The organism is Streptomyces sp. TRM64462, assembly GCF_013362995.1.
GTDB lineage: Bacteria > Actinomycetota > Actinomycetes > Streptomycetales > Streptomycetaceae > Streptomyces.
In genome coordinates this window covers 5,551-23,098 of the sequence record NZ_JABWDV010000469.1, presented here as the reverse complement: position 1 = coordinate 23,098, position 17,548 = coordinate 5,551, and the positions used below count along the sequence as shown (strand labels likewise).

The following is a 17,548-nucleotide window of genomic DNA, read 5'->3' as shown; positions in this document are numbered from 1 at the left end:
CCCGCCGCGTCGTGGTGCGATCAAGCGCGATCAGACGTGTGACCGGGTGCCGGTCAGGCGTCGACCTTCGCCATGACGTCGTCCGAGACGTCGAAGTTCGCGAAGACGTTCTGCACGTCGTCGCTGTCCTCCAGGGCGTCGATCAGCTTGAAGATCTTCTTCGCGCCCTCCTCGTCCAGCTCGACCTGCATGGTCGGGACGAAGTTGGCCTCGGCCGAGTCGTAGTCGATCCCGGCCTCCTGGAGGGCGGTGCGGACCGCGACGAGGTCGGTGGCCTCGCTGATGACCTCGAAGTTCTCACCGAGGTCGTTGACCTCCTCGGCGCCCGCGTCGAGGACCGCGCCCAGCACGTCGTCCTCGGTCAGCTCGCCCTTCGGGACGATCACGACGCCCTTGCGGTTGAAGAGGTACGACACGGAGCCCGGGTCGGCCATCGAACCGCCGTTGCGGGTCATGGCGACGCGGACGTCGGACGCGGCGCGGTTGCGGTTGTCGGTGAGGCACTCGATGAGCACCGCGACACCGTTCGGGCCGTAACCCTCGTACATGATCGTCTCGTAGTCGGCGCCACCGGCCTCCAGGCCGGCGCCGCGCTTGACCGCGGAGTCGATGTTCTTGTTCGGTACGGAGCTCTTCTTCGCCTTCTGGATGGCGTCGAACAGCGTCGGGTTGCCGTCCGGGTCGGCACCGCCGGTGCGGGCCGCGACCTCGATGTTCTTGATCAGCTTCGCGAAGAGCTTGCCACGCTTGGCGTCGATCACGGCCTTCTTGTGCTTCGTCGTAGCCCATTTAGAGTGGCCGGACATCTGCCTGTCTCCTTCGCGTAACCAAATTCAGATCGAACCCCAGAGATCCTACCGGGATCTCATCGGAGCGCGGCGCGCACCATGTCGACGAACAGGGCGTGCACCCGGTGGTCTCCGGTGAGTTCGGGGTGGAACGACGTGGCGAGGGCGTTGCCCTGGCGTACGGCGACGATGTGCCCGTCGTACTCGGCGACGACCTCGGCGGCGGCGCCGACCGACTCGACCCAGGGGGCGCGGATGAAGACGCCCTCGACGGGCCCGCCGTCGATGCCGGTGACCTCGACGGACGCCTCGAAGGACTCGTTCTGCCGCCCGAAGGCGTTACGGCGGACGATCATGTCGATGCCGCCGAAGGTCTCCTGCTCCGAGCGCGGGTCCAGGATCTTGTCCGCGAGCATGATCAGGCCGGCGCAGGTGCCGTACACGGGCAGGCCGCCCGCGATGCGCTCACGCAGCGGCTCCATCATGCCGAACAGGTTCGCCAGCTTGGAGATGGTGGTGGACTCGCCGCCGGGGACGACCAGGCCGTCGATCTCGGCCAGCTCTTCGGGGCGCCGGACCGGCCTGGCCACGGCGTCCGCCGCGGCCAGGGCGATCAGGTGCTCCCGTACGTCGCCCTGGAGGGCCAGGACGCCGATGACGGGGGTGGTGCTCATGGCTGTTACCAGCCCCGGTTCGCGTAGCGCTCGGCCTCGGGGAGGGTGTCGCAGTTGATGCCGACCATGGCCTCGCCCAGGTTGCGGGACGCGTCCGCGACGATCTTCGGGTCGTCGTAGAAGGTGGTGGCCTTCACGATGGCGGCGGCGCGCTTGGCCGGGTCGCCGGACTTGAAGATGCCGGAGCCGACGAAGACGCCCTCGGCGCCCAGCTGGCGCATCAGCGCGGCGTCGGCCGGGGTGGCGACGCCACCGGCGGAGAACAGCACGACCGGCAGCTTGCCGAGCTCGGAGACCTCCTTGACCAGCTCGTACGGGGCGCGCAGCTCCTTGGCGGCGGCGTACAGCTCGTTGTTGTCGAAGCCGCGCAGCTTGGCGATCTCGTTCTTGATCTGGCGCAGGTGGCGGACGGCCTCGACGACGTTGCCGGTGCCGGCCTCACCCTTGGAGCGGATCATGGCGGCGCCCTCGGCGATACGGCGCAGGGCCTCGCCCAGGTTGGTGGCGCCGCAGACGAAGGGGGTGGTGAACGCCCACTTGTCGGAGTGGTTGACCTCGTCGGCCGGGGTCAGGACCTCGGACTCGTCGATGTAGTCGACGCCGAGGGACTGCAGGACCTGCGCCTCGACGAAGTGGCCGATGCGGGACTTCGCCATGACCGGGATCGAGACGGCGTCGATGATGCCCTCGATCATGTCCGGGTCGGACATACGGGCCACGCCGCCGTCCTTGCGGATGTCGGCGGGGACGCGCTCGAGGGCCATGACCGCGACGGCCCCCGCGTCCTCGGCGATCTTGGCCTGCTCCGGCGTGACGACGTCCATGATCACGCCGCCCTTGAGCTGCTCGGCCATGCCGCGCTTCACGCGCGCGGTGCCGGTCTCGGGGGTCTGCGGGGTGGTGGTGGGCGTGCTGGACACGGAGGACCTCACTAGGAATCACGGGACGGGTGCGAGACCCGGGGACAACACAGCGAGGAAACAGGGCGGGGACAGGCCACATCAAGGGCCAATGTGGAGGAGGTGGCTCGTTTTGCCCGTACGGTGGCGCCCGCGCCCCTTCCGACCTGGGCGGATGCCGATCGGGCCGCAGCCTGGGACACATGGCGCCGCGCGGGCTTCAGGGGCGTGCGGTTGGCGGATGTGGGGTGGGGCAGGGGGTGGCTGGGGCTCGCTGGGGCCGCAGCGCGCGGGGCGGTTCAGGCGGGGGCTCAGGCGGGGGGGCTCAGGCGGGCCGGTCCGCCAGGGCCACCGGGGGCTCGTCGTCCATCTCGAACGCCATCGGGAACGGGGCGTGCCCCGCCAGCCGGAACCAGCGCACCTTACGGTGCCTCCGCAGCGCCCGCGCGGCGCGCACCGCGTCGTTGTGGAACCGCCGCGCCATCGGCACGCGCCGTACCGCCGCGGCCAGTTCACCGGCCGCCTCCTCGCCGCCCGGGGCCTCCCGCACGGCCTCCATCTGCTCGGGCTCGCCGAAGACGGCGCGCAGCGCCTGGCTCAGGTCGCTCTCCGCGACCTCCCGCTGCTCCTCCTCGGCCTGACGCGCGGCGTGGGCGGCCTGGTACAGCACGATCGACGCCGCCGGGTCGAGCACCCCGGACGTCGCCAGCTCCTGGGCCACCGACGCCCGGCGCAGCAACTGCGCGTCGAGCGCGGCCCTGGCGGCGTCGATCCGGGCGTGCAGCCGGTCGAGGCGCCCCGCGGTCCAGCTCAGGTACAGGCCGATCGCGAACAGGGCGACGGCGATCCAGACGATCAGCGTTACGGTCACGGCCCGAAAGGCTACCGGGGCCGAGGTCCCGGTCTGGGGGCTCCGCCCCCAGACCCCCGTTTCGCCCCTGTGGGGTACCCCCTGCTCGAAGAGCTTGAGGAGCGGGGGTTTCGGGGGGTTCGGGGGGCGGAGGCCCCCGATTCCGCCTACTCCCGGGCCAGGCCCCACCGGGCGCGGAGTCGTCCCGTCGCGCGTTCGTCCGTGGCGACCGACGCCGCGCCGTCGGTGACCGTCTCGTACACGGCCAGGATGTCCGCGCCCACCGTCGACCAGTCGAAGCGCCGCACATGCGCGCTGCCCCGCTCGCTCAGCTCCGCGCGCCGCGCCTCGTCACCCAGCAGCCGGATCGCCGCGTCCGCCAGGGCGTCCGCGTCCTCGTTGGCGAACAGCTCGCCGGCCGCGCCCCGGTCCAGGACCTGCGCGAACGCGTCCAGGTCGCTGGCCAGCACCGGCGCGCCCGCCGACAGGGCCTCCACCAGGATGATCCCGAAGCTCTCGCCGCCCGTGTTGGGCGCCACGTACACGTCGACGCTGCGCAGCAGCCGCGCCTTGTCCTCGTCGCTGACCATGCCGAGGAACTCCACCCGCTGCCGCATCTCGCGCGGCAGCGACGCGACGGCCTCCTCCTCGTCCCCCCGCCCGGCGACGAGCAGCCGCGCCCCCGGGCGGGCCTCCAGGATCCTCGGGAGGGCCCTCATCAGCACCGGCAGGCCCTTGCGCGGCTCGTCGATACGGCCGATGAACCCGAGTGTCTCGCCCTGCCAGGACGCCTTCGGCTCGGCACGGGCGAAGAAGTCCACGTCGACGCCGTTCGGGATCACCACCGCGTCACCGCCGAGGTGCTCGACGAGGGTGCGGCGCGCGTACTCGCTCACGGCGATCCGGGCGCTGATCTTCTCCAGCGCCGGCTGGAGGATCGGATACGCCGCGATCATCGCCCGCGACCGCGGGTTCGACGTGTGGAACGTCGCCACGATGGGCCCCTGCGCCGCCCAGCACGTCAGCAGCCCGAGCGACGGCGACGCCGGCTCGTGGATGTGGATGACGTCGAACGTGCCGTCGTGCAGCCACCGCCGCACCCGCGCCGCCGAGAGGAACCCGAAGTTCAGCCGCGCCACCGACCCGTTGTACGGCACGGGCACCGCGCGCCCCGCCGACACCACGTACGGCGGCAGCGGCGTCTCGTCGTCCGCCGGGGCGAGCACGGACACCTCGTGCCCGAGCCGGATCAGGTGCTCCGCCAGGTCCCGGATGTGGAACTGGACGCCGCCCGGCACGTCCCAGGAGTACGGGCAGACGATGCCGATCCTCACATCGGCCCCTTCGCGGTCGCGGGGTCCAGGTCCGCGAGCCACAGCCGCTGCAGCATGTGCCAGTCCTCCGGATGCTCGGCGATCCCCTCGGCGAAGGCGTCGGCCAGCGCCTGTGTCATCACAGACGTCTTCTCGGCCCGCGTACCTGACCCGGGGACGTCCACGGGCGGATGCACCCGCGCCTTCATCGTGGACGTGCCGTCGTACCAGAGCGTCACCGGCAGCAGCAGCGCCCCGGTCTGCTGGGCCAGCAGCGCGGGACCGGCCGGCATCCGCGCGGCCTCACCGAAGAACTCCACCTCGACCCCGGACGCCGACAGGTCACGGTCCGCGACCAGGCACACCAGGCCGCCCTCCCGCAGCCGCCGCGCCAGCGTCCCGAACGTGGACCCGCCGCTGTGCGGCAGCACCTCCATGCCCAGCGACTCGCGGTACGCGACGAACCGGTCGTACAGCGTCTCGGGCTTCAGCCGCTCGGCGACCGTCGTGAACGGCACGCCCAGCGCCCGCGTCACCCACACCCCGGCCAGGTCCCAGTTGGCCAGGTGCGGCAACGCCAGGATCACGCCCTTCCCGGCGGCCAGGCCGTCCGTCAGAAGGTGCACGTCCTTGATCTCGAAGCTGTCCCGGACCCGCTCCTTGCTCCACGCCGGCAGCCGGAACGACTCCATCCAGTACCGCATGTACGACCGCATACCGGCCTTCGACAGCTCCGCAAGGCGCGCCGGCGAGGCGTCCGGCACGACCCGCGCCAGATTCGCCTCAAGCCGCAGCACACCCTTGCCGCGCCGCTTCCACGCCGTGTCCGCGATCCGGCGGCCCAACCCGGCCGCGACCGGCTCGGGCAGCTTCTTCACCGTGCCCCAGCCCAGTCCGTACAGCGCGTCCGTCAGCCGCTCCCGCGCCCCGCTCATGACGTGGCCTCACTCCCCCTCGCAGAACCCCCGGCTGAACCACCGGCCGGACCCCCGGCGGACCCGTCGCCGGCCGCCGCGTCCGTCTCCGCCGCGTCCGCCTCCGCCGCCTCACGGCGCACGGTCACCACACGCTGCCCCAGCGTCACCGCGCTGCCCACGGCCACCAGCCACAGGGCGATCGGCAGCAGCACCTGGATACCCGGCACACCGAACCCGTGCAGCCCCGCGAGGCCCGCCGCGACCAGCGATACCACCAGCCGCTCCGCCCGCTCCACCAGGCCGTTCACCGCGACCGGCAGCCCGATCGACTCACCGCGCGCCTTCGTGTACGACACGACCTGGCCGCTCGCCAGACAGAAGATCGACACGGCGCACAGCACGTTGTCGTCACCGCCGCCCGCGTACCACAGCGCGAAACCGCCGAAGATCGCCCCGTCCGCGACCCGGTCCAGGGTCGAGTCCAGGAACGCGCCCCACCGGCTCGACACCCCCGCCTGACGGGCCATGTTGCCGTCGACCAGGTCGGAGAACACGAACAGCGTGATGACGATGGTGCCCCAGAAGAACTCCCCGCGCGGGAAGAAGACCAGCGCACCGGCCACGACACCCGCCGTACCCACGAGCGTGACCGCGTCGGGGCTCACCCCGCGACGGAGCAGAAACGCGGCGAACGGCGTGAGAACACGCGTGAAGAAAGCACGCGCGTACTTGTTCAGCATGGCCTTCCCGAGAGGTCGGTGTGCCGGGCGGCCCCTTACGGCCACCGGCGGGCCCATCGTAGTCACGCGCCGCCCCACGGCACCTCACGGCACCCCAGGGCACCCGCACCCCGCCTCCGACGTCGGCCGATGTCCGACGTATGGACGCGGCACCAACACAGTGGAAAGCTCGAAGAACGACCGCGGGCACCGCCGGAGCTGCCCCGCCGGGGCCCCGGGGCGCCATGCCCCCGCCGCTCCCCCGCGCCCGCGCCCCCACCTCACCGTGCACCTGCGATCGGGAGGAAGAACCATGGGCGACAAGGCGAACACCCACCCCGGGGCCGCCGGCAGGGCGATAACGGCCGACCAGCCCTCATCCATCAGGAACGTGGTGCTGGTCGGCCACAGCGGATCCGGCAAGACCACCCTCGTCGAGGCCCTCGCCCTCACCACCGGCGCCGTCAACCGCGCCGGCCGCGTCGAGGACGGCACATCCCTCTCCGACTACGACGAGATCGAACACCGCCAGCAGCGCTCCGTACAGCTCTCCCTCGTCCCCCTCGAATGGGACGGCTGCAAGATCAACCTCCTCGACGCCCCCGGATACGCCGACTTCGTCGGAGAACTCCGGGCCGGCCTACGCGCCGCCGACGCCGCCCTGTTCGTCGTCTCGGCCGCCCAGGAAGCCGACGCCATCGCCGGCAACACCCGCCTCATCTGGGACGAGTGCGCCGCCGTCGGCATGCCCAGGGCCATCGTCGTCACCCACCTCGACACCGCCCGCACCGACTTCGAACAGCTCACCCGCATCTGCGCCGAGATCTTCGGCGGCGACGACCCCGACGCCGTACTCCCCCTCTACCTGCCCGTACTCGGCCGCGAGGCCGCCGACGGACACGCACCCGCCACCGGACTCGTCGGACTCCTCACCCAGAAGATCTTCGACTACTCCACCGGCGAACGAAAGGAAAACCCCCCGGACGACACCCAAATCCCCATCATCCAGTCCGCCCGCAACCGGCTGATCGAAGGCATCATCGCCGAAAGCGAGGACGAGACCCTCATGGACCGCTACCTCGGCGGCGAGGACCTCGACCTCAAGAGCCTCATCGACGACCTCGAGAAAGCCGTCGCACGCGGCACCTTCCACCCCGTACTCGCCGCGGCCCCCGCCGCCCCCGGCGGCAAACAGGGCCTCGGCACCGTCGAACTCCTCGACCTCATCACCCGCGGCTTCCCCACCCCGCTCGAACACCCCGCACCCGACGTCACCACACCCCAGGGCAAGGCCCGCCCCGCCCTCACCTGCGACCCCGCAGGACCCCTCGCCGCCGAAGTCGTCAAGACCACATCCGACCCCTACGTCGGCCGCATCTCCCTCGTCCGCGTCTTCTCCGGCACCCTCCGCCCCGACGAGACCGTCCACGTCTCAGGACACGGCCTCGCCGACCGCGGCCACGAGGACCACGACGTCGACGAACGCATCGGCGCGCTCTTCGCCCCCTTCGGCAAACAACAGCGCCAGATGAACCACGCCATCGCCGGCGACCTCGCCTGCGTCGCCAAACTCAACCGCGCCGAGACCGGAGACACCCTCTCCGCCAAGGACGACCCCCTCCTCATGGAGCCCTGGAGCATGCCCGACCCGCTGCTCCCCGTCGCCATCCAGGCCCACAGCAAAGCCGACGAGGACAAACTCTCCCAAGGCCTCTCCCGGCTCGCCGCCGAAGACCCCACCATGCGCCTCGAACAGAACCAGGACACCCGCCAGGTCGTCCTCTGGTGCCTCGGCGAAGCCCACATGGACGTCGCACTCGAACGGCTCCGCACCCGCTACGGCGTCCAGGTCGACGCCGTCCCCCACAAGGTCGCACTCCGCGAGACCTTCGGCGCCCCGGCCGCAGGACGCGGCCGCCACGTCAAACAGTCCGGCGGACACGGCCAGTACGCCATCTGCGAGATCGACGTCGAACCCCTCCCCGCGGGCTCCGGCATCGAGTTCGTCGACAAGGTCGTCGGCGGCGCCGTACCCCGCCAGTTCATCCCCTCCGTCGAGAAGGGCGTACGTGCCCAGGCCGCCCGCGGCGTCGCCGCCGGACACCCCCTCGTCGACATCCGCGTCACCCTCCGCGACGGCAAGGCCCACTCCGTCGACTCCTCCGACGCCGCCTTCCAGACCGCCGGCGCCCTCGCCCTCCGCGAAGCAGCCGCCGACGCCCCCATCCACCTCCTCGAACCCGTCGCCGAAGTCCAGGTCCTCGTCCCCGACGAATACGTCGGACCCGTCATGAGCGACCTCTCAGGCCGTCGCGGCCGCGTCGTCGGCACCGAACAGGCAGGCCCCGGCCAGACCCTCGTACGGGCCGACGTCCCCGAGCTGGAGATCGGCCGGTACGCCGTCGACCTCCGCTCCCTGTCCCACGGCACCGGCCGCTTCCAGCGCACCTACGCACGCCACGAGGCCATGCCCACCCACATCGCCGACAAGGTCCGCGCACAGCCCGCGGCCTGACCACCCGCCAGGCCCGCCTCCACCACCTCGGGCGCCGCCCGCCGAATCCCCTCCCGGCAGGCGCCGCCCGACACACGCAACCGCACGGGACCATCGCCGCAGGAGGCCTTCCGCCTTCTCCCTGACGCACACCCCACGTCCCCGATAGGCTGGAGTGCCCAGTTCAGCAGGTGTGCGACACACCGGAGTTGGGAAGGCCGCAGTGCGGGGACACAGGTTGCGGCACACGCGTCGATGGGGGCGGCAGTGACAATGAACGGTTTCGGCCCCGGGGCACAGGTCCCGCTCCAGGGCTCGGACGGACAGACGGTGGCCACCAACGCCCTGGCCTCCGCCGCATACCGCGACAGCGCGGTCGACGACATCCTCAAAGCCAACAACGACTGGTACGAATCCACCGTCAAGAAGGGCAAGTTCTCGCTCTTCGAACCCAACCTCGGCGAGGCCTTCTCACGCGCCGTCGCCCTCCGCATGCTCGGCGGCGGACGCAAACCCGTCATCCAGTCCTTCGGCACCGAACCCCAGCCGATCGTCGAGCACTGCCTCGCCGCCAACCGCATCCGCAAGCAGCGCGACACCCGCCTCACCCTCATCACCCTGCTCTGCGGCGTCGCCTTCCTGCCCGGACTGCTCCTGTGGCTCGTCGTCTTCCAGCTCCGCCGCACCATGGCGGGCGCCGCCAACAAACGCGCCGGCGCCACCGGCACCGCCCTGCTCCTGGGCGTCGGCGTCCTCGCCGTACTCGTCCTGATCAAGCTGCCGTTCACCGGCTTCCTGTCCCTGTACCTCCGGGCCATGATCATCGCCCCCGTCATCGGCTGGTTCCTCGCCAAACACGTCTGCGAGACCACCGCCAAGGACCTCCGCGCCCGCTGGGAAGCCCTCCTCAGCGGAGGCGGCGTCGCCGCCAAGATCCCCGAAGCCGTCCCCCAGAACCCCGGTGAGACCGCCGCCGAAGAACTCCGCCAGAACCTCGAAAAGCTCACCGCCGAACAGCGCAGCAACGTCGTCTTCTACGCGGGACCCCGCGGCATACTCGGCATGGGCACCCGCTGGGGCGGCTGGCACCTCGCCGAGGAACTCAAGCCCCGCGACGGCAAGGAATTCCACGCCTTCCGCACCTGGGACGTCATACGCCCCATCCACGACCAGCTGAAACTCCTGGAACGCGGCTCCCTCAAGACCGGCTTCCCCACCCCGTCGGTGCACCACTGGATCGTCTCCCCCGTCGGCGACGGCGCCAAGGAAGTGGCCCGCCCCGAGGGCGAGGACATCGTCATGTACCAGGTGAAGCCCCACGAGATCCAGCGGATCTGCAACGAGAACCAGTTCGGCAAGGGCAACCGCCACTACCTCGGCGTGCAGTTCGTCCTGTGGGACGGCCAGCTCGTCCTGACGATGCTCATCACCGTCACGGCCCTCCTGCACACCCTCCGTATCGAGGTCTCCGGCCACGCACTCGGCCCCGTCAACGGCCTCTTCACCACCAAACCGGCCGCCAAGACGAAGGAAGTCGCCAAGATGGTCCGGTTCTGGGAGACACGGGAGATCAAACTCCCCCTGATCGAAACGAACGAGGTCGTACGGCTCGCGGTCCGCGCCCCGCTGACCTGGTTCCCGCCGGTCCTCGACTTCCTCGGCGGCAAACTGGTCCTGCCCGAGCCCTTCGGCCTGCGCCATGTGTGGGCGGAGCAGCCCTGGAAGCACCGCTTCATGGCCGACGACGCCATCCGCGCCGCGACACCGGTGATGCGGGCGGTCCACGCCGCGACGGTCAAGGTGCTCGAAGAACACGGCGTGGACACCAGCTCCATGGCCGGCAGCAGCTTCACCGCCGACCCGGCCCCGAAGAAGGCCGACGTCTACGACGCGTAGCGCTAGGCGCCCGGCCAGGCGTCGGCGAGCATCCGCCGGGTGTCGGCGAGGAGCTGCGGCAAGACCTTGGTGTGGCCGACGACGGGCATGAAATTGGTGTCGCCGCCCCAGCGGGGCACGATGTGCTGATGCAGGTGGGCGGCGATTCCTGCGCCGGCGGCGTCGCCCTGGTTGATGCCCAGGTTGAACCCGTGCGCGCCCGAAGCCTTGCGGAGCGCCTTCATCGCCCGCTTGGTGAACTCTGCGAGCTCGGCGGTCTCAGGCTCGCTGAGGTCCGTGTAGTCAGCGACGTGCCGGAACGGGACGATCATCATGTGGCCGCCGTTGTACGGATACAAGTTCAGCACCGCGTAGACGCTCTCGCCCCGGGCGACGATCAGCCCGTCCTCGTCTGACTTGGACGGGATGGAGCAGAACGGGCAGCCATCGCCCGCACCCGAGCCGGACGGCTTGTTCTCCCCCTGGATGTACGCCATCCGATGGGGCGTCCACAGGCGCTGGAACGCGTCCGGCGTCCCGACTCCGATCTGCTGCTCGGGCTCGTTCGTCATGCGGATCAGCATATGGGTTACGACGGGACCCGGATGCGCCGAGGGGCGGTACCCGGCCGGGTACCGCCCCTCTACTACCCCCGCTTGCGCGGGGACCACGCGGTGCCATAGATCCGCCGAAACATCGGGTTGGGATCACCCCCGCTGAACGCGGGGACCACGTCACACCTGAATGCGCCGCGCGACCACATCAACGAGCTCCTGCAGTGCGAGGTCACGGGGAATGCCGTTCTTCTGCGACCCGTCGCGGTAGCGGAAGGAGACCGTCCCCCCAGCCATGTCATCGTCGCCAACGATGATCATGAAGGGGGTCTTCTGCTTCTGGTGATTCCTGATCTTCTTCTGCATCCGGTCCGAGGAGGCATCCACCTCGACCCGCAGGCCCTTCCGCTTCGCCTCGGCGGCGAACTCCTGGAGGTACGCGACGTGCGCGTCGCCGACCGGGATGCCGACCGCCTGGACCGGGGCCAGCCACGGGGGCATGGCGCCCGCGTAGTGCTCCAGCAGGACGGCGAAGAAACGCTCGATGGAGCCGAACAGTGCACGGTGGATCATGACCGGGCGCTGCTTGGTGCCGTCGGCTGCCGTGTACTCCAGGTCGAAACGGGCCGGGAGGTTGAAGTCGAGCTGGATGGTCGACATCTGCCAGGTCCTGCCAATGGCGTCCTTCGCCTGGACGGAGATCTTCGGGCCGTAGAAGGCCGCGCCACCCGGGTCGGGAGTGAGGGGAAGGCCCTGCTTCTCGGCGACCTGGCGGAGGGTCTCGGTGGCCTCCTCCCAGATCTCATCGCTGCCGACGAACTTTTCCGGATCCTTGGTCGACAACTCCAGGTAGAAGTCGGTCAGACCGTAGTCGCGCAGCAGGTTCAGGACGAAGGTGAGCGTCTTGTCGAGCTCCTCCGCCATCTGCTCGCGGGTGCAGTAGATGTGCGCGTCGTCCTGGGTGAAGCCACGGGCGCGGGTCAGGCCGTGCACGACGCCCGACTTCTCGTACCGGTACACCGTCCCGAACTCGAACAGCCGCAGCGGCAACTCGCGGTACGAGCGGCCACGCGCGTCGAAGATCAGGTTGTGCATCGGGCAGTTCATGGGCTTGAGGTAGTAGTCCACGCCCTCGTCGAGCTGCATGGGCGGGTACATGCCGTCGGCGTACCAGTCCAGGTGGCCCGAGGTCTCGAAGAGGCGACCCTTGGTCGCGTGCGGCGTATAGACGAACTCGTACCCGGCCTCTTCGTGCTTCGCCCGCGAGTAGTCCTCCATCACCCGGCGGATGATGCCTCCGCGCGGGTGGAAGACGGCGAGGCCGGAGCCGATCTCCTCCGGGATGGAGAAGAGGTCCAGCTCGGCGCCGAGGCGGCGGTGGTCACGCTTCTCGGCCTCTGCGAGGAAGTTCAGGTGCGCTTTCAGCTCGTCCTTGGACGGCCATGCGGTCCCGTAGATGCGCTGCAGCTGCTTGTTCTTCTCGCTGCCACGCCAGTACGCGGACGCGTTCCGCATCAGCTTGAACGCCGGGATCGCACGGGTCGAGGGCAGGTGCGGCCCCCTGCACAGGTCCTTCCAGCACAGGTCGCCGGTCTTCGGGTCCAGGTTGTCATAGATGGTCAGCTCGCCGCCGCCCACCTCGACGTTCGCGCCGTCCTCGCTGGAGGCGGAACCCTTGAGGCCGATGAGCTCCAGCTTGTACGGCTCGTTGGCGAGCTCCTCGCGGGCGGCCTCGTCCGTGACCACACGGCGGGAGAAGCGCTGGCCCCGCTTCTGGATGGCCTGCATCTGCTTCTCGATGGCCTTGAGGTCCTCGGGCGTGAACGGCTTGTCCACGTCGAAGTCGTAGTAGAAGCCGTCCTTGACCGGCGGGCCGATGCCGAGCTTGGCCTCGGGGAACAGCTCCTGCACGGCCTGGGCCATGACGTGCGCGGTGGAGTGGCGCAGGATGTTGAGGCCGTCCTCGGAGGAGATCTCGACGCCTTCGACGGTCTGGCCGTCCTCGATCTCGTACGCGAGGTCCTTCAGCTCGCCGTTCACGCGGGCCGCGACGATGCTGCGCTCGCCGGCGAAGAGGTCGGCGGCCGTAGTGCCCGTCGTCACCACGCGCTCTTCCCGCTCGGAATCGCGTTGGATGATCACACGGACGTCTGACACCGGTCTCTCCTGACTGAAGGGGTGCGCGCCCGGTCGTGGGCGCGCGGCGTAGTACGGAATGGTACCGAGCCGTGCTCCCGCGCCGCGAAACGGTTTGCCGCCGTCCGGTCGCGGTCAGTCGGCGGCGTCGTCCTCGTCGAGGGACTTGATCAGCCGGTCGCGTTCCGCCTCGTCGACCTCGACCGCCTCGACGCCGTACGCGCCGGTGAGGCGGCGGAAGCCGTCGCTGCTCTCAAGGCGGCCGGAGAGGCGGATGGGGAGTCCGGCGAGGTGGGCGTGGACGGCGGTGCGGTAGGCGGGTTCGTCGAGGGTGACGCGGACGTTCCGTACGTCGGCGCCGGTGAGGACGCGGAGCCGTACGGTTCCGGGGCCGTGCGGGGTGGGCCTGCGGAGGCGGACGACGGTGCCGGTGAGGCGGACGGGTACGGGGGGTTCGTCGCGGAGGTAGCGGGCGCCGGCCTGGCGGAGGACGGGGAGGTCGCCGGGGGTGAACTCGACGGGTTCGGGCCGGGTGGCACAGCCGGCGGGGGCGCCGGTCGCGGGGGCCCAGGCGAGGGTGACGGTGGCGCCTTCGGTGCCGTGGACGAGGGTGATGAGGGCGTCGGTGAGTTCGTGGCTGACGCCTGCGGCGACGGCGGTGTCGAAGGCTTCGGGGCCTCCGGTGGCGCGTTGGTAGTCGACGGCGTCGCGGGTGGCGGCGAGTGCGTGGTGGAGGCGTTCGGTGAGGGGGCGGCCGGGGTGGACGGGGACGAAGGCGGTGAGGGCGCGGGCGCCGGGGGCGGTGCTGATGAGGACGGGGTCGAGGAGGGCGCGGGCGTGGCGCCGGTGGCGGGCGCCGTGGTGGCGGGCGGGGGTGTGGACGGCGAGTGCGGCGGCGAGGAGGGTCGCGCGGGCGGCGGACTGTAGGTGGTCGTGGGTGGTCCAGGGTGCGGCGTCGGTGGTGGGGGGCCGGGTGGTGTGGGGGGTCCAGCGGATTTCGTCGCTGGGGACGGTGAGGCCGGTGAGGATGTCGCGGGCGCCGGGGTCGGCGCTGCGGGCGAGGGCGGCGAGGGCTTCGGCGATGAGGTCGTCGCTGTCGGGGAAGGTGCGGCTGTCGGGGATGAGGAGGCTGGTGGGGCGGGTGCCGGGGCCGGGTGGGGTCCAGCGGGTGTAGTGGCCGGTGGTCGGGCCGTGGCGTTGCCAGCCGTGGCGGTGGAGGAGGGCGCCGAGGACGCGTGGGTCGATGTCGGTGGTGGGTCGGTGCGGCATCAGGGTCTTCCTCCGGCGCCTACTCGGGTCATGATCGCGCAGAGTGCCCGGTCGTCGAAGATCCGGGAGGTGGGGATGCGGACGGTGGTGCGGTTGCGGCCGGTGACGGGGTGGCCGGCGAGGTTGGTCCAGTAGCAGCAGTGGCGTAGGTCGAGCCGGTCGTGGTGGGCGTGGAGCCAGTCGTCCTGGGTGCGGGGGACGAGCATGACGACGAGGATCTTGTGGACGGATACGGGGGTGCGGGCGAGCTTCACCAGGTGGTTGTTGTCGAGGGTGAAGGAGAAGGCGGGGCCCGGGGGGTGTGGGGGGATCTGGTGGGTGGCTTTGAGCTGGACCTTGATGGTGACTTCGTCGTCGACGGTGTGGCCGGGGGCGCTGTGGCTGAGGTGCCAGTCGATGCCGTTGTCGGGGAAGGGCTGGGAGAGGCTGCAGCCCGCGGCGGCCGCGACGGCGTGGAGGTAGCCGACCTGGAGGGTCTCCATGCAGGCGGTGGTGGCGAGGCCGCCGCGGAGGGGTGGGGCGTGCTGGCCGAGGGGGGTTCCGGGGTCGGGCTGCGCCGCGAGCGCCATGGCTCTTCGTGCCTTCCGGGCTGGCTGTGCGTCAGTTGTGCTGGCTTTCATGTGTGTTGTCACCGGGCGGCGTACGGGGCAAACGGTCCGGGTATCACCGGTTCGGGCAGGGGATCGGTCCATCTGCCGGTGATGTGCGAGGAGTTCGGGGTATGGCGCTCTGGTATGAGGGACCCCTGGCCGCGTTCGACACGGAGACCACGGGGGTTGACGTCGAGCGGGATCGGATCGTGTCCGCCGCGGTGGTGGTGCAGGACGCGGCGGGTGGCCGGTTGCGTACGACACGGTGGCTGGTGAATCCGGGGGTCCCGGTGCCGGCTGAGGCGACGGCGGTGCACGGGCTGTCGGACGATCATCTGCGGCGTAACGGGCGGTGGCCCGCGCCGGTGATGGAGGAGATAGCCCGGCTGCTGGCGGAGCAGTGTGCGGCGGGCAGGCCGTTGGTGGTGATGAACGCGCCGTTCGATCTGACGTTGCTGGACCGTGAGTTGCGGCGGCACCGTGCGTCGTCGTTGGCGCGGTATCTGCAGAACACGCCGATGTGTGTGCTGGATCCGCGGGTGCTGGACAAGCATCTGGACCGGTACCGGAAGGGGCGGCGGACGCTGACGGATCTGTGTGCGCACTATGAGGTGGTGCTGGACGGGGCGCATGATGCGGCGGCGGACGCGGTGGCGGCGCTGGAGGTGGTGCGGGCGGTGGGGCGTCGGTTCGCGGCGCGTCTTGAGGAGTTGTCGGTGGCGGAGCTGCATACGCGTCAGGCGGTGTGGCATGCGGCGCAGGCGCGGGGGTTGCAGGCGTGGTTCGCGCGGAACGGGTCGGAGGAGGCGGTGGATCCGGCGTGGCCGTTGCGTCCGGATCAGCCGGCGGCGGCCGCATGAGTGTCGGCCGGGAGGTGTGGGGGGGTACGGCGAAGGCCGGTCCGTGTGGTGCGGACCGGCCTGCGTGGTGGTGGGCGATACTGGGTTCGAACCAGTGACCTCTTCGGTGTGAACGAAGCGCTCTCCCGCTGAGCTAATCGCCCGGGAACGCACTGAACCATACAGGTCCCGGTGGGTTTCGTTCAAACCGCTTGGTGGTGGGCCGTGGGGGGGGGTGGGCCGGGTGCGCCGAAGGCCCCGGAGACGGTGGTCTCCGGGGCCTTCGGTCCGGGTGGTGGGCGATACTGGGTTCGAACCAGTGACCTCTTCGGTGTGAACGAAGCGCTCTCCCACTGAGCTAATCGCCCGGGCGCACCGCAAACATTACCGCATGTCAGCGGGTGCCCTGACCGGGGTCGGTGGTCAGGTCGTTCATCGGTCGATCTTCCAGGGCATGACGATGCCGAACTTCCACACGTACACGGCGATCAGTGCGCCGGCGATGATCAGTCCGGCGGTGGTGAGGATGATGTTGCGGCGGCGGACCTTGGGGTCGAGTGCGCGCTGGGCGGCTTCGGTGACCTTGCGCTTGGTCCAGCGCAGGACGAGCTGGGCCCAGACGAACTCGGTGGCCCAGATGGCCATGCCGGCGAAGATCACGAACCAGCCGGGTCCTGGCAGGGGCAGCATGATGATGCCGACCACGACCACGGCGAGGCCGATGAGGAAGACGCCGACCTGCCAGCTGATGTGGAGGGGGCGCCGGGCTTTGATGTAGGCGGGGGCGCGTGACCCGAGCGGGCGCTCGGTCGTCGCGTCCTGGGTCACGTCCCCCGTCGCGGGTGTGCCGGTCGCCGACTGGGCGACCCCGTCCCGCTCGTCACTCTCCGCTTTCATAGGGCCCAACCTACCGGACGTGGCGGGGTCGCGCGGGCTACTGAAATAGACCTATAACCCCTGGTTACACACCGCCATACGAGGTACCCCAAGCATCACAAAACGGGCAGAGGGGTTTACAACGGCACGGTAGGTGGGATGTCGATTTCGCCGACGTGCGAATCCCCGAGCGCACACTGAGCGAAAGGCCATGGCGCTTATGAACACCACGGTCAGCTGCGAGCTGCACCTGCGCCTCGTTGTATCCAGCGAGTCCTCACTGCCTGTACCGGCGGGCCTGCGGTATGACACGGCCGATCCGTATGCCGTGCACGCCACCTTCCACACCGGAGCCGAGGAGACGGTCGAGTGGGTCTTCGCCCGCGACCTTCTCGCGGAGGGGCTGCACCGCCCCACCGGCACCGGCGACGTCAGAGTCTGGCCGTCCCGCAGCCACGGGCAGGGCGTCGTCTGCATCGCGCTCAGCTCCCCGGAGGGCGAGGCTCTCCTCGAAGCCCCGGCGCGGGCCCTGGAGTCGTTCCTGAAGCGGACCGACGCCGCGGTGCCGCCCGGCACCGAGCACCGACACTTCGACCTCGATACGGAGCTCTCGCACATCCTGGCCGAAAGCTGAGGCGACCGGGAGCCCAACGGCGCCGTCCGACTCGGGGCGACGGCGCCGGCAGACCGTTCTGCGGCCGTACGGCGGCGTGAGGCGGACGGAAGCAGACCGGCAGCGCCCGCAGGGCGCCGTC

The 17,548-nt window shown here is 70.4% G+C and carries 16 protein-coding genes and 2 tRNA genes; 4 read left to right on the top strand and 14 right to left on the bottom strand.

From position 1 onward, the window contains the following. Nucleotides 1–53: 53 nt before the first annotated feature. From HTZ82_RS31655 to pgsA, 7 genes are all read right to left on the bottom strand, one after another. Nucleotides 54–806, bottom strand: coding sequence for a YebC/PmpR family DNA-binding transcriptional regulator (locus HTZ82_RS31655; protein ID WP_175412851.1), 753 nt, complete (start codon nt 804–806; stop codon nt 54–56). Between the two features lie 59 nt (nt 807–865). Then, nucleotides 866–1,462 carry a pyridoxal 5'-phosphate synthase glutaminase subunit PdxT gene (gene pdxT, locus HTZ82_RS31650; protein ID WP_175412850.1) on the bottom strand — a complete coding sequence of 199 codons (597 nt, stop codon included), beginning with the start codon at nt 1,460–1,462 and terminating at the stop codon, nt 866–868. 5 nt (nt 1,463–1,467) lie between these two features. Further along, a complete protein-coding gene (pdxS, locus tag HTZ82_RS31645; RefSeq protein WP_175412849.1) occupies nt 1,468–2,382 on the bottom strand; it encodes a pyridoxal 5'-phosphate synthase lyase subunit PdxS in 915 nt (304 codons plus the stop codon). A gap of 304 nt (nt 2,383–2,686) precedes the next feature. Further along, nucleotides 2,687–3,232, bottom strand: a complete 546-nt coding sequence (locus HTZ82_RS31640) for a hypothetical protein (protein WP_175412848.1) — start codon at nt 3,230–3,232, stop codon at nt 2,687–2,689. Between the two features lie 146 nt (nt 3,233–3,378). Beyond that, entirely contained in the window at nt 3,379–4,545 is a 1,167-nt protein-coding gene (locus tag HTZ82_RS31635; RefSeq protein ID WP_175412847.1) for a glycosyltransferase family 4 protein, read from the bottom strand. Further along, nucleotides 4,542–5,459, bottom strand: coding sequence for a phosphatidylinositol mannoside acyltransferase (locus HTZ82_RS31630; protein ID WP_175412846.1), 918 nt, complete (start codon nt 5,457–5,459; stop codon nt 4,542–4,544). Before HTZ82_RS31630 ends, HTZ82_RS31635 begins: the two co-directional genes overlap by 4 nt. Continuing rightward, nucleotides 5,456–6,181 (bottom strand): phosphatidylinositol phosphate synthase, encoded by a 726-nt coding sequence (gene pgsA / locus HTZ82_RS31625; protein ID WP_254712262.1) that lies wholly within the window; start codon nt 6,179–6,181, stop codon nt 5,456–5,458. Before pgsA ends, HTZ82_RS31630 begins: the two co-directional genes overlap by 4 nt. A gap of 292 nt (nt 6,182–6,473) precedes the next feature. On the opposite strand from pgsA, the gene HTZ82_RS31620 reads away from it, so the two are divergent. Both HTZ82_RS31620 and HTZ82_RS31615 read left to right on the top strand, forming a co-directional pair. Next, on the top strand, nt 6,474–8,675 hold the full coding sequence (locus tag HTZ82_RS31620; RefSeq protein ID WP_175412845.1) for an elongation factor G-like protein EF-G2: 2,202 nt from the start codon (nt 6,474–6,476) through the stop codon (nt 8,673–8,675). Between the two features lie 252 nt (nt 8,676–8,927). After that, nucleotides 8,928–10,550 (top strand): hypothetical protein, encoded by a 1,623-nt coding sequence (locus HTZ82_RS31615; RefSeq protein WP_175412858.1) that lies wholly within the window; start codon nt 8,928–8,930, stop codon nt 10,548–10,550. Between the two features lie 2 nt (nt 10,551–10,552). Here the strand turns inward: HTZ82_RS31615 and HTZ82_RS31610 are convergent, their stop codons facing one another. The 4 genes from HTZ82_RS31610 to HTZ82_RS31595 all read right to left on the bottom strand — a co-directional run bounded on the left by HTZ82_RS31610 (nt 10,553) and on the right by HTZ82_RS31595 (nt 15,057). After that, complete coding sequence (locus HTZ82_RS31610) at nt 10,553–11,113, bottom strand: HIT domain-containing protein (RefSeq protein ID WP_175412844.1); 561 nt, start codon at nt 11,111–11,113, stop codon at nt 10,553–10,555. Nucleotides 11,114–11,263: 150 nt separating this feature from the next. Then, entirely contained in the window at nt 11,264–13,240 is a 1,977-nt protein-coding gene (thrS, locus tag HTZ82_RS31605) for a threonine--tRNA ligase (protein ID WP_175412843.1), read from the bottom strand. A 114-nt stretch (nt 13,241–13,354) separates the two neighbouring features. Further along, a complete protein-coding gene (locus tag HTZ82_RS31600; protein WP_175412842.1) occupies nt 13,355–14,488 on the bottom strand; it encodes a hypothetical protein in 1,134 nt (377 codons plus the stop codon). Then, the gene (locus HTZ82_RS31595; RefSeq protein WP_175412841.1) at nt 14,488–15,057 is read right to left on the bottom strand and encodes a DUF4365 domain-containing protein; all 570 of its coding nucleotides are present in this window, start codon (nt 15,055–15,057) and stop codon (nt 14,488–14,490) included. Before HTZ82_RS31595 ends, HTZ82_RS31600 begins: the two co-directional genes overlap by 1 nt. Before the next feature lie 152 nt (nt 15,058–15,209). Here HTZ82_RS31595 and HTZ82_RS31590 point away from each other — a divergent pair, with 152 nt between their 5' ends. Beyond that, nucleotides 15,210–15,938, top strand: coding sequence for a 3'-5' exonuclease (locus tag HTZ82_RS31590; protein ID WP_175412840.1), 729 nt, complete (start codon nt 15,210–15,212; stop codon nt 15,936–15,938). Between the two features lie 68 nt (nt 15,939–16,006). On the opposite strand, the gene HTZ82_RS31585 is transcribed toward HTZ82_RS31590, so the two are convergent. The 3 genes from HTZ82_RS31585 to HTZ82_RS31575 all read right to left on the bottom strand — a co-directional run bounded on the left by HTZ82_RS31585 (nt 16,007) and on the right by HTZ82_RS31575 (nt 16,814). Further along, a tRNA-Val gene (locus tag HTZ82_RS31585) sits at nt 16,007–16,081 on the bottom strand. Nucleotides 16,082–16,210: 129 nt separating this feature from the next. After that, nucleotides 16,211–16,285, bottom strand: a tRNA-Val gene (locus HTZ82_RS31580). Between the two features lie 64 nt (nt 16,286–16,349). Then, complete coding sequence (locus tag HTZ82_RS31575) at nt 16,350–16,814, bottom strand: TIGR02611 family protein (protein WP_175412839.1); 465 nt, start codon at nt 16,812–16,814, stop codon at nt 16,350–16,352. Nucleotides 16,815–17,013: 199 nt separating this feature from the next. Here HTZ82_RS31575 and HTZ82_RS31570 point away from each other — a divergent pair, with 199 nt between their 5' ends. Beyond that, on the top strand, nt 17,014–17,427 hold the full coding sequence (locus HTZ82_RS31570; protein WP_003959770.1) for an SsgA family sporulation/cell division regulator: 414 nt from the start codon (nt 17,014–17,016) through the stop codon (nt 17,425–17,427). Nucleotides 17,428–17,548: the final 121 nt, after the last annotated feature.